Raw genomic sequence first — 19,601 nt, 5'->3', positions numbered from 1 at the left:
CGGGAGCGGCGGGGACGGACGGCTCGGCCGGATCCGCCAGCCACTCCCGCACCAGCGCCAGGTAGCGGAGCCGGGCGAACCCGCCCGGGTGACCGAAGCTCCGGGTGCGGGCCGCGGGTCGCGCGCGCGGGGCTCCGGGGCGTCCGCGGCGGGACGCCGGATCCCAGGCCTCATCCGGGGCGGTCGCACCGGGCGCGGACGAGTGGGCCCGACGGACGGGCTCCTCGGGCGCCGGGGCGTCCCGCAGTGCACGCTCGTACCGGGCGCGGCTCTCGGGGTCGCCGACGGACTCGAAGGCGTCGCGGACGGCCTGGAACTCGTCCGCGCTGCCACCCATGTCGGGATGGGCGGCGCGCACGCGGCGGCGGTAGGCCCGGCGGATCTCGTCCTGCGACGCGGAGGGCTCGACCCCGAGCACGGCGTACGCGTCGGCATCGCGCGACGGGACGGGCATCGGGTCTCCTCGCGGGTGCGGTCGGGCGGCACCCAGGCGTCCGATAGTAGGCGAGCGGGCCTGGGCGGCGGCCGAGCGCGGGCCGTGAGCCGTCCGCGTCAGCGCGTCAGCGCGTCAGCGCGTCAGCTGCGCATCCACCGGCGGAGCTGGTCGATGCGCTGCTGCAGCTGGGTCACGCTGCACTGGCCGACGGCGGGGCCGCCGCAGACGCGCCGCAGCTCGGCGTGGACGAGGCCGTGGGGCTCGCCGTGCAGCTTGGCGCGCATCCCGACGAGGCTGTTGAGGAGCTGCCGCTGCTCCTTGAGCGTGCGATACAGCGGGATGTCGTCCGGGTCCTTCGGCGCACCGCTCTCGGCCTGCTTGCGCTCCCGCTCGGAGGCGTGCCGGGACTGGCGGTGCTGTCGCTGGGCGAGGAGCTCGCGGACCTGCTCGGGCTCGAGGATCCCGGGGAGGCCGATGAACTCCTCCTCCTCGAGGCTGCCGACGTCGGCCATCTGCCCGAACTCGGCGCCGTCGAAGAGGACCTTGTCGAAGGTCGCCTCGGATCCCATCGCCTCGAACGAGAACTCGCTGAGGAGGGAGTCGGATCCCTTCTCGCTGCGGTTCGCCTCGCCCATCATGGCGTCCTCGGGGTTGTAGAGGTCGCCCTCCTTCGAGGAGTCGCGATCGAGCGCGTGGTCGCGCTGGCGCTCGAGCTCGTTGGCGAGCACGAGCAGGTTCGGGACGCTCGGCAGGAAGATCGAGGCCGTCTCGCCGCGGCGTCGGGCGCGCACGAAGCGGCCGATGGCCTGCGCGAAGAACAGCGGGGTGGAGGCGCTGGTGGCGTACACGCCCACGGCGAGGCGCGGCACGTCGACGCCCTCGGAGACCATGCGCACGGCGACCATCCAGCGCGACGTGCTGGCGGAGAAGCGGTCGATGTTGGCGCTCGCCTCGACGTCGTCGGACAGGACGAGGGTCACGGGCTGCCCGCTGATCCGCTGGAGGATGGCCGCGTAGGCGCGCGCTGTGGTGTGGTCGGTGGCGATCACGAGGCCGCCGGCGTCGGGGATGGACTGCCGGACCTCGCTGAGGCGGCGGTCGGCCGCCTGCAGCACCTGCGGGATCCACTCGCCGTCGGGGGCGAGCGCCGTGCGCCAGGCCTGCGAGGTGATGTCCTTCGTGTTGCCCTCGGCGAGCTGGGCCTCCATCTCGTCGCCCATCTTGTTGCGCCAGCGCATGCTGCCCGCGTAGGCGAGGAAGATGACGGGCCGCACCACGCCGTCGGCGAGCGCCCGGCCGTACCCGTAGTCGTAGTCGGTCTGGGAGAGCCGGACGCCGCGGTGGTCGCGCAGGTAGCTGACGAACGGGATGGGGGCGGTGTCGGAGCGGAACGGGGTCCCCGTGAGGGACAGGCGGCGCGTGGCGCGCTCGAAGGCCTCGCGGATGGCGTCGCCCCAGCTGAGCGCGTCCCCGCCGTGGTGGACCTCGTCGAGGATGACGAGCGTCCGGCTCGACTCCGTCATGGTCTTGTGCAGGTACGGGTTGGCGGCGACCTGCGCGTAGGTCACGGCGGCCCCGTGGTAGTGCCGACCGAGGGCTCCGGAGGAGTTGCTGTACATGGGGTCGAGGCGGACGCCCGCGCGGGCGGCGGCGTCGGCCCACTGCTTCTTGAGGTGCTCGGTGGGGGCGACGACCGTGACCTTGTCGACGGTCTTGCGGTGCAGGAGCTCGGAGGCGAGGCGGAGGGCGAAGGTGGTCTTGCCGGCGCCCGGCGTCGCGTTCGCGAGGAAGTCGCGCGGCTCGTTCGCGAAGTAGGCGGTGAGCGCCTCCTCCTGCCAGGCCCGGAGCTTGCTGACGGTGCCCCAGGCGGCGCGCTCGGGGAAGGCCGGCGAGAGGTGCTCGGCCGCGGCGGATCCGACGTGCGGAGGAGGGGACGGCAGGGTGCTCACTCGACCTCACGATACCCGCACCGGCTGACGTCACGTCCGTGGCGCGGGAGCCCGGAGGGCGGTGCGGCCGCCCGATCGGCGCGGCCTCGTGGCTCCCGCGGCGGGCGGTCCGGGAGGACGGATCCGCCTCCCCCGCGCGGTCCGGGCGCGTCGCGAGGTGGCCGCAGGAGCCGTCCCCGGGACCTGGCACGACCCGCCGGTCCCGCGCCGTCTCCCGTCAGTCGCGGCGCGGGACGGGGCCGAGCAGCGTCGCGGCGATGGTCTCCGCGGCCTGACGGTCGCTGGAGGGGTGGAAGCCGCCGGCCAGCACGTCGCGGTAGAGGCGTCCGAGCTCGTCGCCCGTGCGGAAGGACCCGCCGCCCGCGACCGCGATCGCCCGCTGCACGACCTCGGCGGCCGTGCGCGTCGCCCGCACCTTCGCGCCGACGAGGAGCGACGCCCAGCGGTCGCCGTGGTCCGCGCCCCGGTCGACGTCCGCGGCGAGCGCCTCCAGCTGCGGGAGGATCGCGTCCTGCGCGAGCGCCGCCTCCGCCACCAGGTGCCGGATGCCCGGATCCGCGGCGAGCGCGGCGCCGCCCGCCGCGCGCGAGGTGCGGCGGAGGGCCGACTCCACGGCGAGGTCGAGGGCTCGCTGCCCGAGGCCCGCGTAGACGGCGGCGATGAGCAGCTCGAACGCCTGCAGCACGGCGAGCACGAAGGGGTCGTCGCGGCGTCCGACCTCGCGCCGCCGGACCACGTCGGCGGGGGCGGAGCGCACGTCGCGGAGGACGACCGTGTGGCTCTGCGTCGCCCGCATGCCGAGCGTGTCCCAGTCGGGCACGATCTCGAGCCCGGGGGCGTCGCGCGGGACGAAGGCGTGGACGAGCAGAGGGCGGTCGGGATCGGCGTCGTCGCGCCCGAAGAGGCCGAGCCGCGTCCAGGCGGGCGCCATGCTGGAGGAGACCTTGGTGCCGGTGAACCGGTAGGCGCCGTCCGGGTCGGGCACCGCGCGGGTCAGTGCGTCGGCGAGCGCCTGGTCGTTGCCGGGCTCGCTGACGGCGAAGGCGAGCAGCTCCCCGCTCCCGGCGTCCTCGAGGACGCCGCGCAGCGAGTCGTCACCGCGGTCGGCGAGGATGCGGGCGACCGCGGTCCAGACGAGGTGCATCCCGATGCCGAGCGCCGTGGCGGGCGCGTGCTGGGCGAGGAGCGCCTGCGCGCGCACGGCATCGGCGAGGGAGGCACCGGATCCGCCGAGGTCGGCGGGCACGAGGAGTCGCAGGTACCCGGCCGCGCGGAGCTCGTCGAGGTCCTCGGCGAAGAACGCGTTCCGGGCGTCGTAGCCGGCGGCGCGGGAGCGGATGCGGGCGAGGAGCGCGTCGTCGAGGAGGGCGTGCGGGTCGCGCGGGTCGCGCGGGTCGGCCGGGGAGTCGGGCGTCATGCGCCCAGTCTCCCCGACCGCGCCCGGCACGGGTCGGGCCGCGACCGTCGCTCAGGCGGCCGACAGGATGAGCGCGTTGCCCCACGGGTCCTCGAAGGCGAGCTCCCGGCCGTCGTCGCGGGTCGCGACGCCCGCCTGCCGCAGCCGCGCGTCGACCGCGACGACCTCGTCGCGGGTGGGGACCTCGATGCGGACGGTGCCGAGGCCGAGCGTCGCGGGCCGGCGTCCGGCGCCACGGCTGTTCCAGGTGTTCATGGCCATGTGGTGGTGGTAGCCGCCCGCGGAGACGAAGATCGCGGATCCGGGGAAGCCCGCGACGAGCTCGAACCCGAGCACGTCGACGTAGAAGGCGGCGGCCGTCTCCGTGTCGCCCACCTGGAGGTGGACGTGCCCGATGCCGGCGGCGTCGGACGCGGGGCCGGCGACGGGAGCGAGCTCCTCACGGAGGAAGGCGTTCGGGTCGAGCGGCAGGGTGTCCATGACGATCGCGCCGTCCTGCCATGACCACTCGTCGCGGGGACGGTCGGTGTAGAGCTCGACGCCGTTGCCCTCGGGGTCGGTGAAGTAGAACGCGCGGCTCACGAGGTGGTCGGCGCTGCCCGTGAAGGAGCCCGCGGCGCTCCCCGCGACGGACGCGACGGACCGCGCGAGGGCGGCGGGGGTGTCGAAGAGGACGGCCGTGTGGAAGAGCCCGGCGTCCCCGCGGCGCGGGAGGGAGAGTCCGTGCGCGGGCTGGAGCACCACGGCGGGGACGCCGGCGCGTCCGAGCGTGGTCGACTCCACGCCCTCCGCGATCTGCTCGAGCCCCACCGCGTCGCGGTAGTAGGCGGTCATCCGGTCCAGGTCGCCGACGAGCAGGGTCACGGGACCCATGGACGTGTCGGCGGAGAGCAGGTCGGGCATGCGGTCCTCGTTCCTCGGGCGATCAGGGTTGCTTGAGTGCTCAACCAAATAGCGCGGGGCCGCATTCCCGACGCCGTTCGAGGCCGTTCCTATGATGGGAGGCGTCCCACCCGGAAGGAAGCGCATGACCGAGCCCCATCCCTGGCGCCGCTACGTCGCCCTCGGCGACTCCTTCACGGAGGGCATCGGCGACCCCGAGCCGGGCAGCCCGGGCGGGCACCGCGGCTGGGCGGATCGCGTCGCCGAGGTCCTCGCCGACCAGGTCGACGGCTTCTCCTACGCGAACCTCGCCATCCGCGGCCGGCTCCTCGGGCAGATCGCCGACGAGCAGGTCGAGCCCGCGCTCGCGCTGCACCCCGACCTCGTCTCCCTCTCGGCAGGCGGGAACGACATCCTCCGGCCGGGCGCCGACCCCGACCGGCTCGCCGACCGCCTCGACCGGATGGTCGCCCGGCTCTCCTCCGAGGGCGCCACGGTGGTGCTCTTCACGGGCACCGACGTCAAGTTCTCCCCCGTGTTCGGCCGGCTCCGCGGCAAGGTCGCCATCTACAACGAGGACATCCGCGCGGTGGCGGCCCGCCACGACTGCATCGTCGCGGACCAGTGGTCGCTCAGCGAGATCCAGGACCCGCGCATGTGGGACGTCGACCGGCTGCACCTCGCCCCGCTCGGCCACCACACGGTCGCGCGCATGGTGCTGCAGGCGCTCGCCGTCGAGAACGCCCTCGAGCCGCTGAAGCCCGAGCCGCTGCCGGCGCGCACGTGGAGCCAGGCCCGCGCGGGCGACATCGACTGGGCGCGCTCGTACTTCGTGCCGTGGGTGCTGCGGCGCCTCCGCCACCAGTCCTCCGGCGACGGGCGGACGGCCAAGCGGCCCGATGCGGCGCCGTGGACGCGCCCCGACGTCCCGCGCTGAGCCGCGAGCCCGACCCGGCGTCGCGCTGAGCCGGTCCCGGCGTCGCCGCCCGTCCGCGCCCGGCCCCGATCAGCCGAGCAGCTCCCCCGGGTTGCCGAGCCGCCACCAGCCGTCGGGACCCGGGAGCTCCCGGTCGAGCGCCAGCGGCACCCGCACGGTCTCCCGACCGGCCGTCACCGTGGCCGTGCCGACCCCGGTCCCCGCGGCCGCTTCGCCGGACGCACCCGCCTCGACCGTGGTCGTGACAGGGGTGTCGCCCCACACGAGCAGGGACTCGTCCGTCGTGCTCACGGCCTGCGCCGTCGCCCCCCATGCGGTCGTGTAGTCCGCGAACGGCTGCCCGGCCGCGGCGACCTGCACCACGTGCATGTTCGCCGTCACCGTCGGCAGCAGCGCGAGCACCTGCCGCGCGAGCTCGGCGTGGTCGCGCGCCCCGAGGGTCACCCCGACGACCGTGACGTCGCGGTCGCCCACCTTCGTGTCCACGGCCCAGAGCAGGCACTTGCCCGCCTGCTCCAGGGTCCCCGTCTTGATGCCGCGGAATCCCGGGACGGCGGCGAGGAGGTTGCGGTTCTCGACCGTCCCGACGCCCTGCACGTCCGCGCTCCGCTGGTCGACGATGCCGGAGAGCACCGGATCCGCGAGGGCCAGCTCGCCGATCCGGACGAGGTCGGCGGTGGTGCTCACGGTCTCCGGCGACAGGCCCATGGCGTCGGCCACGTGCGTGCCCGCGAGGCCCTGCTCGACGAGCCAGGCGTTGGCGGCCGCGACGAAGGCGTCGTTCGACCCGAAGGCCCACACGCCGAGGGCGGCCGCGTAGTTGTTGGCGCTCGCGAGCAGGGCGCCCTCGAGCAGGTCGCGCTGGGAGAGGCTCGTGCCCGGCACCGCCGGCTCCACGATCCCGTCCTGCGCGAGGATCTCCGCGCGGAGCGCCTCGTCCTCGGCGGTGAAGGTGACCTGCGGTCCCTCCTCCCCCGGCGCGAGGGGCCGCGCCTCCAGGACGACGAGCGCGGTCACGGTCTTCGTGATGCTGGCCATGGGACGGGCGACGGGCGACGCGTCGTTCGTGGCGAGCACGCCGTCGAACCCGATCGCGCCGACCGCGGACACGCCCTCGGACGGCCAGGTCTCGGGCGTCGGGACCTGCACGACGGGATCCGGCGCGTCCACCTGGGCGACCGCCGCGGGCGGCTCCGCGGTGAGGGTGACGGGCACGTAGACGCCCGCCGAGACGAGGAGCGCGGCGGCGACGCCGGAGAGCGCGACGCGACGCGCCCGGCTCACGCGGGGACCCGCAGCGCGTAGAGCGCGACGGCGCTCGCCGCGGCCACGTTGAGGGAGTCGACGCCGTGGAGCATCGGGATCACGACCGTCGAGTCGGCGTGCCGGAGCGCGTGGCGGCTGAGGCCGTCGCCCTCCGTGCCGAGCACGAGCGCGATCCGCTCCGGCGGGTCCGCGGCGAAGGCGTCGAGCGTCACCGCGTCGTCCTCGAGGGCCAGCGCCGCGAGGTGGAAGCCCGCGTCGTGCAGCAGCGGGGCCGCCTCGGACCACTCCGGCAGCCGCGTCCACGGCACCTGCAGCACGGTGCCCATGCTCACGCGGACGCTCCGCCGGTAGAGCGGGTCGGCGCAGCGGGGCGTGATGAGCACGGCGTCGGCGCCGATGCCCGCGACGGCGCGGAAGATCGCGCCGACGTTCGTGTGGTCGACGATGTCCTCCAGCACCACGACGCGGCGCGCGTCCCGCAGCACGTCGGGCACGGACGGCAGGGGCGGACGGTGCATCGCGGCGAGCGCCCCGCGGTGCAGGTTGTAGCCGGTGAGCCGCTCCAGCACGGCGGCCGCGCCGACGAAGACGGGCACGTCGGGGAACGCGTCGAGGAGCGGGGCGACGTCGTCGAGCCACTGCTCCTGAACGAGGACCGAGCGCGGCACGTGGCCGGCGGCGAGCGCCCGGCCCATGACCTTGGTGGACTCGGCGATGTAGAGGCCGCCCGCGGGCTCGCTCACGCGGCGGAGGGCCACGTCCGTGAGACGGGAGTAGTCCTCGAGGCCCGGGGAGTCGAGGTCCTCGATGCGGTGGATGTGCACGCCGGTCCTCTCCTCCGCCCGCACCGCGGCGGTGGGAGCCTCTTCACGCGGAGCCTTCGCGGGGATGCGCTGTCTAGACTCGACAGGACAATGATGCCCTGCCCCGTCGCTCCCCGCCGACCGGGCCGGGCGTCCGCTCGGCACCGGGAGGCCCCATGAGCACCGCTCTCCGTGACGATCCCCGGCCCCCCGCGGGGTCCACGATCGCCGAGGCGGTCGAGCTCATGCGCGGCCGTCGCACCGCCGTCCTCACGGGGGCCGGCCTCAGCACCGACTCCGGCATCCCCGACTACCGGGGCGAGGGCGCCCCGAAGCGGAACCCGATGACGTTCCAGCAGTTCCGCAGCGAGGGCGACGACTTCCGCCGCCGCTACTGGGCGGGCGGCCACCTCGGCTGGAAGGCCTTCAGCTCGGCGCGGCCGAACGACGGGCACGCTGCCCTCGCCGACCTGGAGGCGGCCGGCGTCGTCGCGGGCCTCGTCACGCAGAACGTCGACGGCCTGCACGAGCGTGCCGGGTCCCGCCGGGTGGTCGACCTGCACGGCTCGCTCGACCGGGTCCTGTGCCTCGACTGCGGCCAGGCCTACGCGCGCTCCGCCGTCGCCGAGCGGATCAGCGCCGAGAACCCGTGGCTCGACCAGCCCGACGCGGTGGAGCTGAACCCCGACGGCGACGCGCAGGTCCACGACGTCGACCGCTTCCGGATCCCGGTGTGCAGCGTCTGCGGCGGCATGCTCAAGCCGGACGTGGTCTTCTTCGGCGAGCTCGTGCCGACGGAGCGCTTCCAGGAGGCCAGCGCCATCGTCTCCGGCGCCGATGTGCTGCTCATCGCCGGGTCGTCCCTCGCGGTCAACTCCGGCATCCGCCTGCTCGAGCTCGCCCGGAGGAGCCGCATGCCGATCGTCATCCTGAACCGGGGCGTCACGAAGGGCGACACCCGTGCCACCGTGCGCCTGGAGGGCGGCACGAGCGAGATCCTCCGCGCCATCGCGACGGAGCTCGCCGCGTGACCCGCATCGTGCTCGTCCGCCACGGCCGCACCGCGTGGAACGTGGAGCGGCGCGTGCAGGGCTCCAGCGACATCCCGCTCGATGACACCGGCCGGGCGCAGGCCGCCACGGCCGGAGCGCTCCTCGCGGAGGCGGTCTCCGGCGGATCCGCCTGGGACGCCGTGTACGCGAGCCCCCTGAGCCGCGCCTTCGAGACCGCGTCGATCATCGTGGAGCACCTCGCGCTCGGCGGCGCCCCGACGTCGGGTCCGGTGCCGGAGGCGGCGCTCGCGGAGCGGCGCTACGGGCTCGCGGAGGGGCTGACGCACGCCGAGATCGAGGCGCGCTTCCTCGACGGCGACGTGCCCGGCCGGGAGACCGTGGAGTCGGTCACCGAGCGGGCGGGCGCGGCGCTCGTGCGGCTGGCCGTCCGGCACCCGGGCGGCTCGGTCGTCGCGGTCTCGCACGGCGGCGTCATCGCGGCGCTGGCGCGGAGCCTCGACCCGTCGCTCGTCGGGCGGCCCGGGCCCATGATCGAGAACGGCTCGGCCCACACCTTCGGCGTCGTCGACGGCGAGCTCTCGCTGCTGCGCTTCGGCGGGGTGGCGGACCTCGGCGCCATCGCCGACCTCCGCACCGCGCGTCACGTCTGAGCGGCTCCGCGGCGGGCGCCGGCGCGCACGGCGGTCGACGCGGACCGACCGCCCGGGCAGCCCCGGGCGCAGGGCGCGCGTCAGGCGCGGCCGCGCCCCGACCGCGCGACCTGCTCGAGGAGGTCCCCCAGCGCCGTCGCCGAGGCGTCCCAGTCGTACTCCGCCGCACGGGCGATGCACGCGGCCGACCGTCGCCGCCACTCCTCCGGGTCCTCGAGCGCCCGCACGGCGGCGGCGAAGCCCTCGGGGTCGTCCGGGTCGACGTACACCGCGGCGTCCCCGCCGATCTCGCGGAAGATGGGGATGTCGCTGACCACGACGGGCAGGCCGGCGCTCATGGCCTCGATCACGGGGATGCCGAAGCCCTCGTCGCGGGAGGCGGTCAGGAGCGCGGTCGCGCGCCGCAGGGTGCGCGCGTACTCGTCGTCGCTCGCGCCGTCCCGGAACACGAGGCGCGCGCCGTCGGCGAGCGCCTCGAGCCGCTCCCGCTCCAACGGCGGCACGCGGCTCATGAGGTGCAGCTCGTGCTCGGGCAGGTCGTCGGCCGCGCGCACGAGCGTCTCGACGTTCTTGTACGGCATGTAGGAGCCCATGTAGACGAGCGTCCGCTCCTCGGGCCCGCGTCGCGGCCCGTCGGGCGTCCCGTCCGGCGCGGGCGCGAGCTCGGCCGCGTTGGGCACGACGACCACGGATCGCGTCGTCAGGCGGTGCCGGCGGATGAGGCCGCGCGTCGTCTCGCTGACGGTGACGACCGCGTCGGCCCGGTCGAGCAGGAGCCTCTGCGGCCACCACGCGAGGTGGAAGGCGCGCCACAGCGCGCGGACGGGCGCCGGGAGGTCGCGCGGCGGTCGCCGGTGGCGGTAGTAGATGAGGTCGTGCAGGGTCAGCACGAGCGGGTAGGTGCGCCCGCGCGACCCCATCGTCTGCATGGGGCTGTAGACGACGTCGGGCCGCATCCGCGAGACGCGCCGGGCGACCCAGGGCTCCCGCGGTCCCGTGGGCGAGCTGACCAGCTGCCAGGGCAGGTCCGGCAGGAGCTGGAGCTGGCGGTGGTCGCTGATCAGCATGGTCACGTCGAAGCGCGCGCCGAGCCGGGCGACGAGCTCGGCGCCGTAGCGGCTGATCCCGTCGTGCCGCCCGATGCGGGTGTAGCGGCAGTCGAACACGAGCCTCACGATGCGGTCCCCTCGTCCAGGAAGCGGCGGATGGCGCGGGCCGCCTCGCGCGGCGTCTCGTAGTGGATCAGGTGGCCGACCCGCGGGATGACCTCCAGGCGCGCGTCGGCGAAGAGGCGCTGGAGCCGGTGCTGCGCCGCGACGGGCGTGATGTCGTCGCGCTCCGCCGCGACCAGCAGCACCGGGACACGCACCCGCGGGGCGTACGTGCTGGCGTCGGAGGACACCGACGCGCGGAACGCCTCGAGCACCACGCGCCGGTCGCTGAAGGCGCTGAAGAAGCGGTCGTGCTGGTCGTTGATCCACCGCCGGAGCCCGCGGTCGCGGGTCTTCGCCATCGCCTCGCTCATGACGCGCACGATGGCGCGGTTGCGGAGCAGGCCGAACCCGGCGCGCTCGGGGAGCACGGCGGCCGCGCGGTAGTAGAGGACGGCGAGCCGGGTGAGGATGCCCCGCGGGCCCTCGAGGGCCGGCGCCGCGATCGGGTTCACGAGGACGGCGCGGGGAGCCGGCAGCCCGTCGGCCAGCGCGGCCGTGACGACGATGGACCCGAACGAGTGCCCGAGGACGGTCGCGTCGCGGGTCGCGGTCGCCTCCACGAAGGCCAGGAGCCAGGCCGAGTAGCCGGGGATGTCGTGCCGAGCGCCGACGAGCGGCGTCGAGTCGCCGAAGCCGGGCAGGTCGGGCGAGAGGATCCGCACCCCGGGCAGCTGCGCCACCACGGGCTCGAGCCCGTGGTGGTCCCCGCGGAAGCCGTGCACGACCACCAGGACCTCGGCGGCGTCCGCCGGCCCGTACTCCCACCACGCGGTGCTGCTCCCGAGGAGGTCGACGGTGCGGCGCACCACGGGGATGCGGTCGAGCTGGGCGGCGTAGGGCGAGGGGACGGTCATCGGGGTCGAGTCTACGAGCGCCCGCGGCCCGCGCCCCCGGGCGCGCCGGGCCGGCCGCCCTGGCCGCCGGACCTAGAATCGCCCCCAGGCCTTCCCGCCCCCGAGTCGACGCCCCGTCGCGCCCATGAGGAGAACCGTGAGCTTCACCGCCCCCATCACCCTGCCCGGCCTCACCCTCGACAAGCAGTGGTACAAGCGCTCCGTCTTCTACGAGGTCATGATCCGCTCCTTCGTCGACTCGAACGGCGACGGCACGGGCGACATCCAGGGGCTCATCTCCAAGCTGGACTACCTGCAGTGGCTCGGCATCGACGGCCTGTGGATCCCGCCGTTCTTCCAGTCGCCGCTCCGCGACGGCGGCTACGACATCAGCGACTACATGTCGGTCCTCCCCGAGTTCGGCACGCTCGACGACTTCAAGGAGCTCGTCACCAAGTCCCACGAGCGCAACATGCGCATCGTCATCGACCTCGTGATGAACCACACCTCCGACCAGCACGAGTGGTTCCAGCAGTCCCGCTCCGACCCGGACGGCCCCTACGGCGACTTCTACGTGTGGAGCGACACCGACGAGAAGTACGAGGACATCCGCGTCATCTTCGTCGACACGGAGGAGTCCAACTGGACCTTCGACCCCGTGCGGCGCCAGTTCTTCTTCCACCGCTTCTTCTCGCACCAGCCCGACCTGAACTTCGACAACCCGAAGGTGCACGAGGCGATCTACGGCGTCATCCGCCACTGGCTCGACATGGGCGTCGACGGCCTGCGCCTCGACGCCATCCCCTACCTCTACGAGACCGAGGAGGGCAACGGCGAGGGCGAGCCCGCCACGCACGAGTTCCTGAAGCGCCTGCGCGCGATGGTGGACGAGGAGTACCCGGGCCGCATCCTCATCGCCGAGGCGAACCAGTGGCCGCGCGAGGTCTCCGCATTCCTCGGCACGGAGGAGGAGCCGGAGTGCCACATGGCCTTCGACTTCCCGATCATGCCCCGCATCTTCTACTCCCTGCGCTCGCAGACGGCCGACGAGCTGAAGCGCATCATGAGCGAGACGTTCGAGATCCCCGACGCCGCGGCGTGGGGCGTGTTCCTCCGCAACCACGACGAGCTGACGCTCGAGATGGTGAGCGAGGAGTATCGCCAGGCCATGTACGGCTGGTATGCGTACGACCCGCGCATGCGCGTGAACATCGGCATCCGCCGTCGCCTGGCGCCCCTGCTCGACAACTCGCGCGCCGAGCTCGAGCTCGTGCACGCGCTCCTGTTCTCCCTGCCCGGCAGCCCGTTCCTGTACTACGGCGACGAGATCGGGATGGGCGACAACATCTGGCTCCCGGACCGCGACGCGTCGCGGACGCCGATGCAGTGGACGCCGGACCGCAACGCCGGCTTCTCCACCGCCGACCCGGGCAAGCTCTACCTCCCGGTCGTGCAGTCGCTCGTCTACAACTACGCGCAGATCAACGTGGAGTCGCAGCTGGCCCAGTCGCGGTCGCTCCTGCACTGGGTGCGGAACGTCATCCACGTCCGGAAGGCGCACCCGGTCTTCGGGCAGGGCACCATCCGGGTGCTCCCCACGGACCACGAGAGCGTCCTCGCGTTCGTGCGCTCCTACGAGGGCAGCGGCACGCACTTCGGCGACCGCGCCGAGGACGTGCTGTGCGTCTTCTCGTTCGCGCACAACCCCGTCTCGGTCACGATCGACGCGTCCGACTTCGCGGGATCGCAGCTCTACGACCTCTTCGGCGGCGGCGTGTTCCCGACGGTCGGCGACGACGGCCGCCTGACCCTCACGCTCGCGACGCAGAGCTTCTACTGGCTGCACATGGGTGCGCCCGCCATCGGCGGTCGCCCGTAGCATCTACAGGATGACCTCCCGCTGGCACGACACCCTGGCCTCGTTCGACCTCGAGACGACGGGGGTGGACGTGGAGACCGCCCGCATCGTCACGGCCTGCATCGTCGTGCTCGACGCCGAGGGGCGCGTGCTCGAGCGCCATGACTGGCTCGCGGACCCCGGCGTCGAGATCCCCGCGGGTGCCGCCGCCATCCACGGCGTCACCACGGAGCGCGCCCGGGCGGAGGGCCGCGACGCGGGCGCGGTGGTGCTCGAGATCGTCACCACCATCCGCGAGATGTTCGCCCGCGGGCTCGCGCTCGTCGTCTACAACGCGCCCTACGACCTCACCCTCCTCAACCGCGAGGCGGTGCGCCACGGCGTGGAGCCGCTGCGCGACACCGGGCCGGTGATCGACCCGCTCGTCATCGACAAGGCCGTGGACACCTACCGCCGCGGCAAGCGCACCCTGTCGGTCGCGGCCGAGCACTACGGCGTGCGGCTCGACGACGCGCACGACGCCGGTGCCGACGCGATCGCCGCGGGCCGCGTCGCCCAGGCCATCGCGGGGCGCTACGCCGACCAGCTCGACATCCCCGTGCTCGACCTCCACGACCGCCAGGTCGACTGGTCCCGCGTGCAGGCCGAGAGCTTCCAGGACTACATGCGGCGCACGCGGGATCCCGCGTTCACGACCTCCGGCGCCTGGCCCGAGCGGCACGCCGGCAGCTGATCGAGGATCCCCGCCCGCGGGTCACGTCCTCCGTCGCGCGCCCGTCTGCGATCGGCGGCTGGGCCCGGGGACGACGAAGGGCGCCCGGCCGGAGCCGGGCGCCCTTCGTGGTGCAACGGGTGGCTGCTACTTCTTGCCGAAGCCCGCGTAGCGCGAGTTGAACTTCTCGACGCGGCCCGCGGAGTCCATGATGCGCTGCTTGCCCGTGTAGAAGGGGTGCGAGGCACTGGAGATCTCGACGTCGATGACGGGGTACGTGTTGCCGTCCTCCCACTCGATGGTCTTCGAGCTGCCCACGGTGGAGCGGGTGAGGAACGTCTCACCGGAGGCGAGGTCGCGGAAGACGACGGGGGCGTACTGGGGGTGGATGTCGGTCTTCATCGGGGGTGTCCTTCGTCGAATCGATGTCGTGCGTGGGAAGCGTGAGCGGTGCGGGATGATCACCGGACCAGTGGACGAGCCTACCAGACGGGCGCGGCTTCCGGTCGGCCGGTGATCCGGCGCGCCGAGAGGAGCCGCGGTCAGGCGCGCACGGCGCGGGCGGTGAAGCGCCCGTCGACGTGCGTGACCTCGAGCTCGAGCCCGAAGGTGCGGCCGAGGGAGTCGGCGGTGATGACGTCCGCGAGCGGCCCGGCCGCGACGACCGCGCCGTCGCGGAGGAGCAGGCCGTGCGTGAAGCCGAGCGGGATCTCCTCGACGTGGTGCGTGACCATGACGATGCCGGGGGCCTCCGGCGCCGACGCGTAGCCGCCCAGCAGCTGGAGGAGCTCCTCGCGGGCGCCGAGGTCGAGGCTCGCGGCCGGCTCGTCGAGGAGGAGGAGCTCGGGGTCGGTCATGATCGATCGCGCGATCTGCACGCGCTTCTGCTCGCCGTCGCTGAGGGTGCCGAACCGGCGCTGCTCGAGGTGTCCGAGGCGCCACTCCGCGAGCACGCGCTGGGCGCGGCGCACGTCGATGTCCTCGTAGTCCTCGTTCCAGCGACCCGTCACCGAGTACGCCGCCGTGAGGACGACGTCGAGCACGGTCTCGTCCGCCGGGATGCGGCGGGCCATCGCGGTCGAGGCGAAGCCGATGCGCGAGCGCAGCTCGAACACGTCGACGCGGCCGAGCTCGTGGTCGAGGACCGTCGCACTGCCGGAGGAGGGGTGCGCCATCGCCGAGGCGATCTGCAGCAGGCTCGTCTTCCCCGCGCCGTTCGGCCCGAGGACGACCCAGCGCTCGTCGCCGTCCACCGTCCAGTCGATGCGGTCGAGGATGGTCGTCCCGTTCCGGACGAAGGACACTCCGGACAGGGAGAGGACGTGGCTCATGCCACGAGTCTACCGGCCCCGGCCCGCGCGCGGCTCGACCGCCAGAGCCGCGGGGAAGGACGTCGTGCCCGTCCCCGCGGGTCCCGTCAGCGGAGGATCGACGCGTAGATCGCCTCGGTCTGGCGCGCGATGCGATCCCAGCCGAACTCGCGCTCGGCGCGCGCCCGGCCGGCCTCGCCCATGCGGCGGGCGGTGTCCGGATCCTGCACCACCTCGGTCAGCGCGGCGGCGAGGTCCCGGATGAAGCGCTCGGGGTCGGTGGGGGTGCCCGTGCCGTCGGTGGCCTGGTCGATGGGGACGAGGCGGCCGGTGACGCCGTCGTCGACGACCTCGGGGATCCCGCCCGTCGCCGTGCCGACGACGGGGGCGCCGCACGCCATGGCCTCGAGGTTGACGATGCCGAGCGGCTCGTAGATCGACGGGCAGACGAAGACCGTGCCCGCGGTGAGCACGGCGGACAGCTCGCGGCGCGGCAGCAGGCGGTCGATCCAGACGACGCCGGAGCGCTCCGCCTGGAGCCCGCGGACGAGGGACGTGACCTCCTCCATGATCTGCGGGGTGTCGGGAGCGCCCGCGCAGAGCACCATCTGGACGTCGGCGGGCAGGAGCGCGGCCGCGCGGAGGAGGTAGGGCAGGCCCTTCTGCCGCGTGATCCGCCCGACGAACACCACGGACGGCCGCGACGGGTCGATGCCGAGCGACCGCACCAGCTCGTCGTCGTGCACCGGGGCCCACGCCTCGAGGTCGATGCCGTTGTAGACGGTGTGCACGCGGGACTCGTCGAGCGCGGGGTACGAGCGGAGGATGTCCCGCTTCATGCCGTCGCTCACCGCGATGACGGCGTCGGCCGCCTCGTAGGCGGTGCGCTCGATCCAGCTGGACACCCGGTAGCCGCCGCCGAGCTGCTCGGCCTTCCACGGGCGGAGCGGCTCGAGGCTGTGCGCGGTGACCACGTGCGGGATGCCGTGCAGCATCGAGGCGACGTGGCCCGCGTGGTTCGCGTACCAGGTGTGGGAGTGCACGACGTCGGCCCCGGCCACGTCGCTGGCGATGGCGAGGTCGACCGCCATGGTCTGCAGGGTCGCGTTCGCCTCGCGGAGCTCCGCGGGGACCGGGTAGGAGAGGACGCCGGGCTCGTCGCGCGGGGCGCCGAACGCGCGGACGACGACCTCGGTCCGCTGCCGCATGGCCTTCACGAGCTCCGTGACGTGCACGCCGGCACCCCCGTAGACCTCGGGCGGATACTCCTTGGTGATCACGTCTGCTCGCATTGGTCGAACGCTAGTACATGCCCCGTCGTGCATCTACGCTGGGGCAATGGCATCGAAGAAGATCTTTGGAATCGTGCTCGCCGGCGGCGAGGGCAAGAGGCTCATGCCGCTCACCGCGGACCGGGCCAAGCCCGCGGTCCCGTTCGGCGGCCAGTACCGCCTCATCGACTTCGCGCTGTCGAACCTCATCAACTCGGGGCTCACGCAGATCGTGGTGCTGACGCAGTACAAGTCGCACTCGCTCGACCGCCACGTGTCGCAGACCTGGCGCCTCAACCAGATGCTGAACTCCTACATCGCCTCCGTGCCCGCGCAGCAGCGCCTCGGCAAGCGGTGGTTCAGCGGCTCGGCCGACGCCATCCTGCAGAGCCTCAACCTCATCAACGACGAGAAGCCCGACATCGTCGTCGTGGTCGGCGCCGACCACGTCTACCGCATGGACTTCAGCCAGATGATCGACGCGCACATCGCCTCGGGTCGCGGCGCCACGGTCGCGGCCATCCGCCAGCCCATCGAGCTGGCCGACCAGTTCGGCGTGATCGACACGGATCCCGCGAACCCCGCCGCCATCCGCGCCTTCCTCGAGAAGCCGAAGGACCCGGTCGGCCTCGACGACTCGCCCGGCGAGGTCCTCGCCTCCATGGGCAACTACGTCTTCGACACCGACCAGCTCATCGACGCCGTCCGCCGCGACGGCGAGAACGCCGACTCGGCCCACGACATGGGCGGCGACATCGTCCCGTGGTTCGTCGAGCAGGGGAACGCGGGCGTCTACGACCTCAACCGCAACGAGGTGCCGGGCGCCAACGACCGCGACCGCTACTACTGGCGGGACGTCGGGACCATCGAGTCCTTCTTCGACGCCCACCAGGACCTCATCTCGGCCCTCCCGGTCTTCAACCTCTACAACAAGGACTGGCCGATCTTCAGCCAGCAGCTCAACAGCCCGCCGGCGAAGTTCGTCCGCGACGCGCAGGGCAACACCGGCACGATGATCGACTCGATCACCTCCCTCGGCGGCGTGATCAGCGGCGCCCACGTCGAGCGCAGCGTGCTCGGCCCGTGGGTCATCGCCGAGTCGGGCGCCCGCATCGTCGACTCCATCGTGTTCGACAAGGTCCACATCGGGGCGGGCGCGGACATCCGCCGTGCGATCCTCGACAAGGACGTGGAGGTCGCGCCCGGCGCCACCGTCGGCGTCGACCACGACCGCGACCGGGAGCGCGGCTTCACCGTGACCGACGGCGGCATCACGGTCGTGGGCAAGGGCGTGCACGTCACCCCGTGATCGAGGTCAGCCCGACGCCGACCCGCCCCGGGGCGACGGCCGCCGTCCCCCGCGCGCTCCCCCGCATGCTGGTGGTGCTCGACGTCGACTCGACCCTCATCGAGGACGAGGCGATCGAGCTGCTGGCAGCGGAGGCGGGCTCGCTCGCGGAGGTCGCCGCGGTCACCGACCGGGCGATGCGCGGCGAACTCGACTTCGCCGAGAGCCTCCGGTCCCGGGTCGCGACCCTCGCCGGCCTCCCCGACACCGTGCATGTGGAGGTGGGAGCGCGCATCCGCGTGACCCCGGGGGCCGACCGGATGGTCGAGGCCCTGCACGCCGCGGGGCACGTCGTGGCCGTCGTCTCCGGAGGCTTCCACGAGCTCCTGGACCCGCTGGCCGCCCGACTCGGGCTCGACCTGTGGCGCGCGAACCGCCTGGAGACGGCCGGGGGCCATCTCACCGGCCGCGTCACCGGGCCGGTCATCGACGCCGCGGCGAAGCGCGCCGCGGTCGAGGAGTGGAGCCGGGAGCTCGGGATCCCGCTCACCCGCGTCATCGCCGTCGGCGACGGCGCCAACGACCTCGAGATGATGGCCGTCGCCGGCCTGTCGGTCGCGTTCGACGCGAAGCCGGCCGTGCGCCGTGGTGCCGACGTGTGCATCGACCGGCGCGACCTCGCGCAGGTCCTCGCGCTCGTCGGCCTCCGGCCCTAGGCCCTCGGCCGCACGTGCGCAGCGGCACGTCCCCGACCGCGTCGGCCGGAGGAGGACTGGGCGGCGCACGGCCGTCAGCCGGTGACGACCGCCCGCGCGATGGCGGCGAGCTGCGCGATGTTGCCGGGCATCCGCTCCCGCTCGGACGGCAGGCTCGCGAGGTGCGTGACGTTGTCGAGGTACGCCAGGAAGATGAAGGCACCGAAGCGCTCGTCCGGCACGCCCGTGCTGCCGCCCGCGGCCGTGTAGGCCCGGTGGAACTGCGCCCGTTGCCGCGGCGCGAGGTACATGATGGCGGCGGCGACGTCGAGCCCCGCCGGCCCGAGCCCGCAGCGGTCGAAGTCGATGACGGAGACCCCCTCGGGCCCCTGGATGAGGTTGCCCGGGTGGTAGTCGCCGTGCACCATGATCGGCGGGCCCGCCAGCGCGAGCGTCGCCCGCAGCTCCTCCACGGCAGCGGCCAGGGCCGCCGCGGTGGATCCGTCGGCCATGATCGCGGGGTAGCCCTCGACCAGCCGCTCCAGGCGTGTCGACGCGTAGTCGGCGTCGTACCTCCGCCGACGGGCGGCCAGGGCGACCGCTCCCGGCTGCGCGCCGGCGGCGTGCAGGGCGGCCAGGGTCTCGGCGAACGGGCCGGCGTCGGAGGACGCCGGGAGGCTGCTCAGCATCTCCCCGTCGTGCCAGGTGAGGAGGCTCGCGAGGCGCCGCTCCACGCGCTCCCCCGACGCGCCGATCACCGACCGCCGGCGCCCGACCTCGTCGTCGTCGGGGACGGCGGCCTCGACGGTCGCCGTCCAGGACCCGTCGCGCGTGCGCTGGGGTCCCGGGACCGACGGCCAGCCGCGCGCGGCCAGCATGTCGAGCCACTCGAGCTCCAGGTCGATCTCGTGCTGCTGCCGTCGCGCGACGTGCAGGCGCAGCAGGTAGGCGGGTCCGCCGTCGACGTCGACGCGGTAGGCGTGGTTGTGCGTCGCCCCCAGCTCGGTGAGCGCGGCGGGACCCAGGTCCCAGGCCGCCAGGAGGTCGGACACGGTGCGATCCCCGGC

19 protein-coding genes are annotated in these 19,601 nt (G+C 73.8%); 7 read left to right on the top strand and 12 right to left on the bottom strand.

Going from position 1 to position 19,601, the window contains the following annotated elements; translation table 11 throughout:
- The 4 genes from Q6969_RS00295 to Q6969_RS00280 all read right to left on the bottom strand — a co-directional run.
- On the bottom strand, positions 1-454 hold a 454-nt coding region (locus Q6969_RS00295; protein WP_317228664.1), incomplete at its 3' end, for a DnaJ domain-containing protein.
- Positions 455-576: 122 nt separating this feature from the next.
- Positions 577-2,385 carry a DEAD/DEAH box helicase gene (locus Q6969_RS00290; protein ID WP_317228663.1) on the bottom strand — a complete coding sequence of 603 codons (1,809 nt, stop codon included), beginning with the start codon at positions 2,383-2,385 and terminating at the stop codon, positions 577-579.
- A 217-nt stretch (positions 2,386-2,602) separates the two neighbouring features.
- The gene (locus tag Q6969_RS00285) at positions 2,603-3,802 is read right to left on the bottom strand and encodes an acyl-CoA dehydrogenase family protein (protein WP_317228662.1); all 1,200 of its coding nucleotides are present in this window, start codon (positions 3,800-3,802) and stop codon (positions 2,603-2,605) included.
- A 51-nt stretch (positions 3,803-3,853) separates the two neighbouring features.
- Positions 3,854-4,705: a VOC family protein gene (locus tag Q6969_RS00280; RefSeq protein ID WP_317228661.1), complete on the bottom strand. Its 852-nt coding sequence runs from the start codon at positions 4,703-4,705 to the stop codon at positions 3,854-3,856.
- Positions 4,706-4,829: 124 nt separating this feature from the next.
- Between Q6969_RS00280 and Q6969_RS00275 the strand changes: the two genes are divergently transcribed.
- Entirely contained in the window at positions 4,830-5,621 is a 792-nt protein-coding gene (locus tag Q6969_RS00275) for an SGNH/GDSL hydrolase family protein (protein WP_317228660.1), read from the top strand.
- Between the two features lie 69 nt (positions 5,622-5,690).
- Here the strand turns inward: Q6969_RS00275 and Q6969_RS00270 are convergent, their stop codons facing one another.
- The gene (locus Q6969_RS00270) at positions 5,691-6,905 is read right to left on the bottom strand and encodes a D-alanyl-D-alanine carboxypeptidase (protein ID WP_317228659.1); all 1,215 of its coding nucleotides are present in this window, start codon (positions 6,903-6,905) and stop codon (positions 5,691-5,693) included.
- Positions 6,902-7,711: an RNA methyltransferase gene (locus Q6969_RS00265; RefSeq protein ID WP_317228658.1), complete on the bottom strand. Its 810-nt coding sequence runs from the start codon at positions 7,709-7,711 to the stop codon at positions 6,902-6,904. Before Q6969_RS00265 ends, Q6969_RS00270 begins: the two co-directional genes overlap by 4 nt.
- 155 nt (positions 7,712-7,866) lie before the next feature.
- On the opposite strand from Q6969_RS00265, the gene Q6969_RS00260 reads away from it, so the two are divergent.
- Together Q6969_RS00260 and Q6969_RS00255 are read left to right on the top strand one after the other, a co-directional pair.
- On the top strand, positions 7,867-8,721 hold the full coding sequence (locus tag Q6969_RS00260) for a Sir2 family NAD-dependent protein deacetylase (protein ID WP_317228657.1): 855 nt from the start codon (positions 7,867-7,869) through the stop codon (positions 8,719-8,721).
- Positions 8,718-9,353, top strand: coding sequence for a histidine phosphatase family protein (locus Q6969_RS00255; RefSeq protein ID WP_317228656.1), 636 nt, complete (start codon positions 8,718-8,720; stop codon positions 9,351-9,353). Before Q6969_RS00260 ends, Q6969_RS00255 begins: the two co-directional genes overlap by 4 nt.
- An 80-nt stretch (positions 9,354-9,433) precedes the next feature.
- On the opposite strand, the gene Q6969_RS00250 is transcribed toward Q6969_RS00255, so the two are convergent.
- Together Q6969_RS00250 and Q6969_RS00245 are read right to left on the bottom strand one after the other, a co-directional pair.
- A complete protein-coding gene (locus tag Q6969_RS00250; RefSeq protein ID WP_317228655.1) occupies positions 9,434-10,528 on the bottom strand; it encodes a glycosyltransferase family 1 protein in 1,095 nt (364 codons plus the stop codon).
- Positions 10,525-11,421 carry an alpha/beta hydrolase gene (locus Q6969_RS00245; protein ID WP_317228654.1) on the bottom strand — a complete coding sequence of 299 codons (897 nt, stop codon included), beginning with the start codon at positions 11,419-11,421 and terminating at the stop codon, positions 10,525-10,527. Before Q6969_RS00245 ends, Q6969_RS00250 begins: the two co-directional genes overlap by 4 nt.
- Positions 11,422-11,545: 124 nt before the next feature.
- Between Q6969_RS00245 and treS the strand changes: the two genes are divergently transcribed.
- Positions 11,546-13,279 (top strand): maltose alpha-D-glucosyltransferase, encoded by a 1,734-nt coding sequence (gene treS, locus Q6969_RS00240; RefSeq protein WP_374953154.1) that lies wholly within the window; start codon positions 11,546-11,548, stop codon positions 13,277-13,279.
- Between the two features lie 10 nt (positions 13,280-13,289).
- On the top strand, positions 13,290-13,991 hold the full coding sequence (locus tag Q6969_RS00235; RefSeq protein ID WP_317228653.1) for a 3'-5' exonuclease: 702 nt from the start codon (positions 13,290-13,292) through the stop codon (positions 13,989-13,991).
- Positions 13,992-14,117: 126 nt separating this feature from the next.
- On the opposite strand, the gene Q6969_RS00230 is transcribed toward Q6969_RS00235, so the two are convergent.
- The 3 genes from Q6969_RS00230 to glgA all read right to left on the bottom strand — a co-directional run bounded on the left by Q6969_RS00230 (position 14,118) and on the right by glgA (position 16,572).
- On the bottom strand, positions 14,118-14,372 hold the full coding sequence (locus Q6969_RS00230) for a type B 50S ribosomal protein L31 (RefSeq protein WP_094115976.1): 255 nt from the start codon (positions 14,370-14,372) through the stop codon (positions 14,118-14,120).
- A gap of 140 nt (positions 14,373-14,512) precedes the next feature.
- Positions 14,513-15,301, bottom strand: coding sequence for an ABC transporter ATP-binding protein (locus tag Q6969_RS00225; protein ID WP_317228652.1), 789 nt, complete (start codon positions 15,299-15,301; stop codon positions 14,513-14,515).
- A gap of 86 nt (positions 15,302-15,387) precedes the next feature.
- Entirely contained in the window at positions 15,388-16,572 is a 1,185-nt protein-coding gene (glgA, locus tag Q6969_RS00220; protein WP_317228651.1) for a glycogen synthase, read from the bottom strand.
- Between the two features lie 46 nt (positions 16,573-16,618).
- Between glgA and Q6969_RS00215 the strand changes: the two genes are divergently transcribed.
- On the top strand, positions 16,619-17,860 hold the full coding sequence (locus tag Q6969_RS00215; RefSeq protein WP_317228650.1) for a glucose-1-phosphate adenylyltransferase: 1,242 nt from the start codon (positions 16,619-16,621) through the stop codon (positions 17,858-17,860).
- A gap of 65 nt (positions 17,861-17,925) precedes the next feature.
- Entirely contained in the window at positions 17,926-18,555 is a 630-nt protein-coding gene (gene serB, locus Q6969_RS00210; protein WP_317228665.1) for a phosphoserine phosphatase SerB, read from the top strand.
- 74 nt (positions 18,556-18,629) lie between these two features.
- Here serB and Q6969_RS00205 read toward each other — a convergent pair whose 3' ends face one another.
- Positions 18,630-19,586 carry a phosphotransferase gene (locus Q6969_RS00205; RefSeq protein WP_317228649.1) on the bottom strand — a complete coding sequence of 319 codons (957 nt, stop codon included), beginning with the start codon at positions 19,584-19,586 and terminating at the stop codon, positions 18,630-18,632.
- Positions 19,587-19,601 lie beyond the last annotated feature (15 nt).

This window comes from Clavibacter sp. MX14-G9D (genome assembly GCF_032917815.1).
Classification (GTDB): domain Bacteria; phylum Actinomycetota; class Actinomycetes; order Actinomycetales; family Microbacteriaceae; genus Clavibacter; species Clavibacter michiganensis_K.
This window is presented reverse-complemented; position numbering and strand designations above follow the sequence as displayed.

Bases quoted from the DNA above. Each gene is read 5' to 3' on its own strand.
- Q6969_RS00285 (WP_317228662.1), bottom strand. From the start codon at position 3,802: ATGACGCCCGACTCCCCGGCCGACCCGCGCGACCCGCGCGACCCGCAC.
- Q6969_RS00280 (WP_317228661.1), bottom strand. From the start codon at position 4,705: ATGCCCGACCTGCTCTCCGCCGACACGTCCATGGGTCCCGTGACCCTG.
- Q6969_RS00275 (WP_317228660.1), top strand. From the start codon at position 4,830: ATGACCGAGCCCCATCCCTGGCGCCGCTACGTCGCCCTCGGCGACTCC.
- Q6969_RS00260 (WP_317228657.1), top strand. From the start codon at position 7,867: ATGAGCACCGCTCTCCGTGACGATCCCCGGCCCCCCGCGGGGTCCACG.
- Q6969_RS00245 (WP_317228654.1), bottom strand. From the start codon at position 11,421: ATGACCGTCCCCTCGCCCTACGCCGCCCAGCTCGACCGCATCCCCGTG.
- treS (WP_374953154.1), top strand. From the start codon at position 11,546: ATGAGGAGAACCGTGAGCTTCACCGCCCCCATCACCCTGCCCGGCCTC.
- Q6969_RS00235 (WP_317228653.1), top strand. From the start codon at position 13,290: ATGACCTCCCGCTGGCACGACACCCTGGCCTCGTTCGACCTCGAGACG.
- Q6969_RS00230 (WP_094115976.1), bottom strand. From the start codon at position 14,372: ATGAAGACCGACATCCACCCCCAGTACGCCCCCGTCGTCTTCCGCGAC.
- Q6969_RS00225 (WP_317228652.1), bottom strand. From the start codon at position 15,301: ATGAGCCACGTCCTCTCCCTGTCCGGAGTGTCCTTCGTCCGGAACGGG.
- glgA (WP_317228651.1), bottom strand. From the start codon at position 16,572: ATGCGAGCAGACGTGATCACCAAGGAGTATCCGCCCGAGGTCTACGGG.
- Q6969_RS00215 (WP_317228650.1), top strand. From the start codon at position 16,619: ATGGCATCGAAGAAGATCTTTGGAATCGTGCTCGCCGGCGGCGAGGGC.
- serB (WP_317228665.1), top strand. From the start codon at position 17,926: ATGCTGGTGGTGCTCGACGTCGACTCGACCCTCATCGAGGACGAGGCG.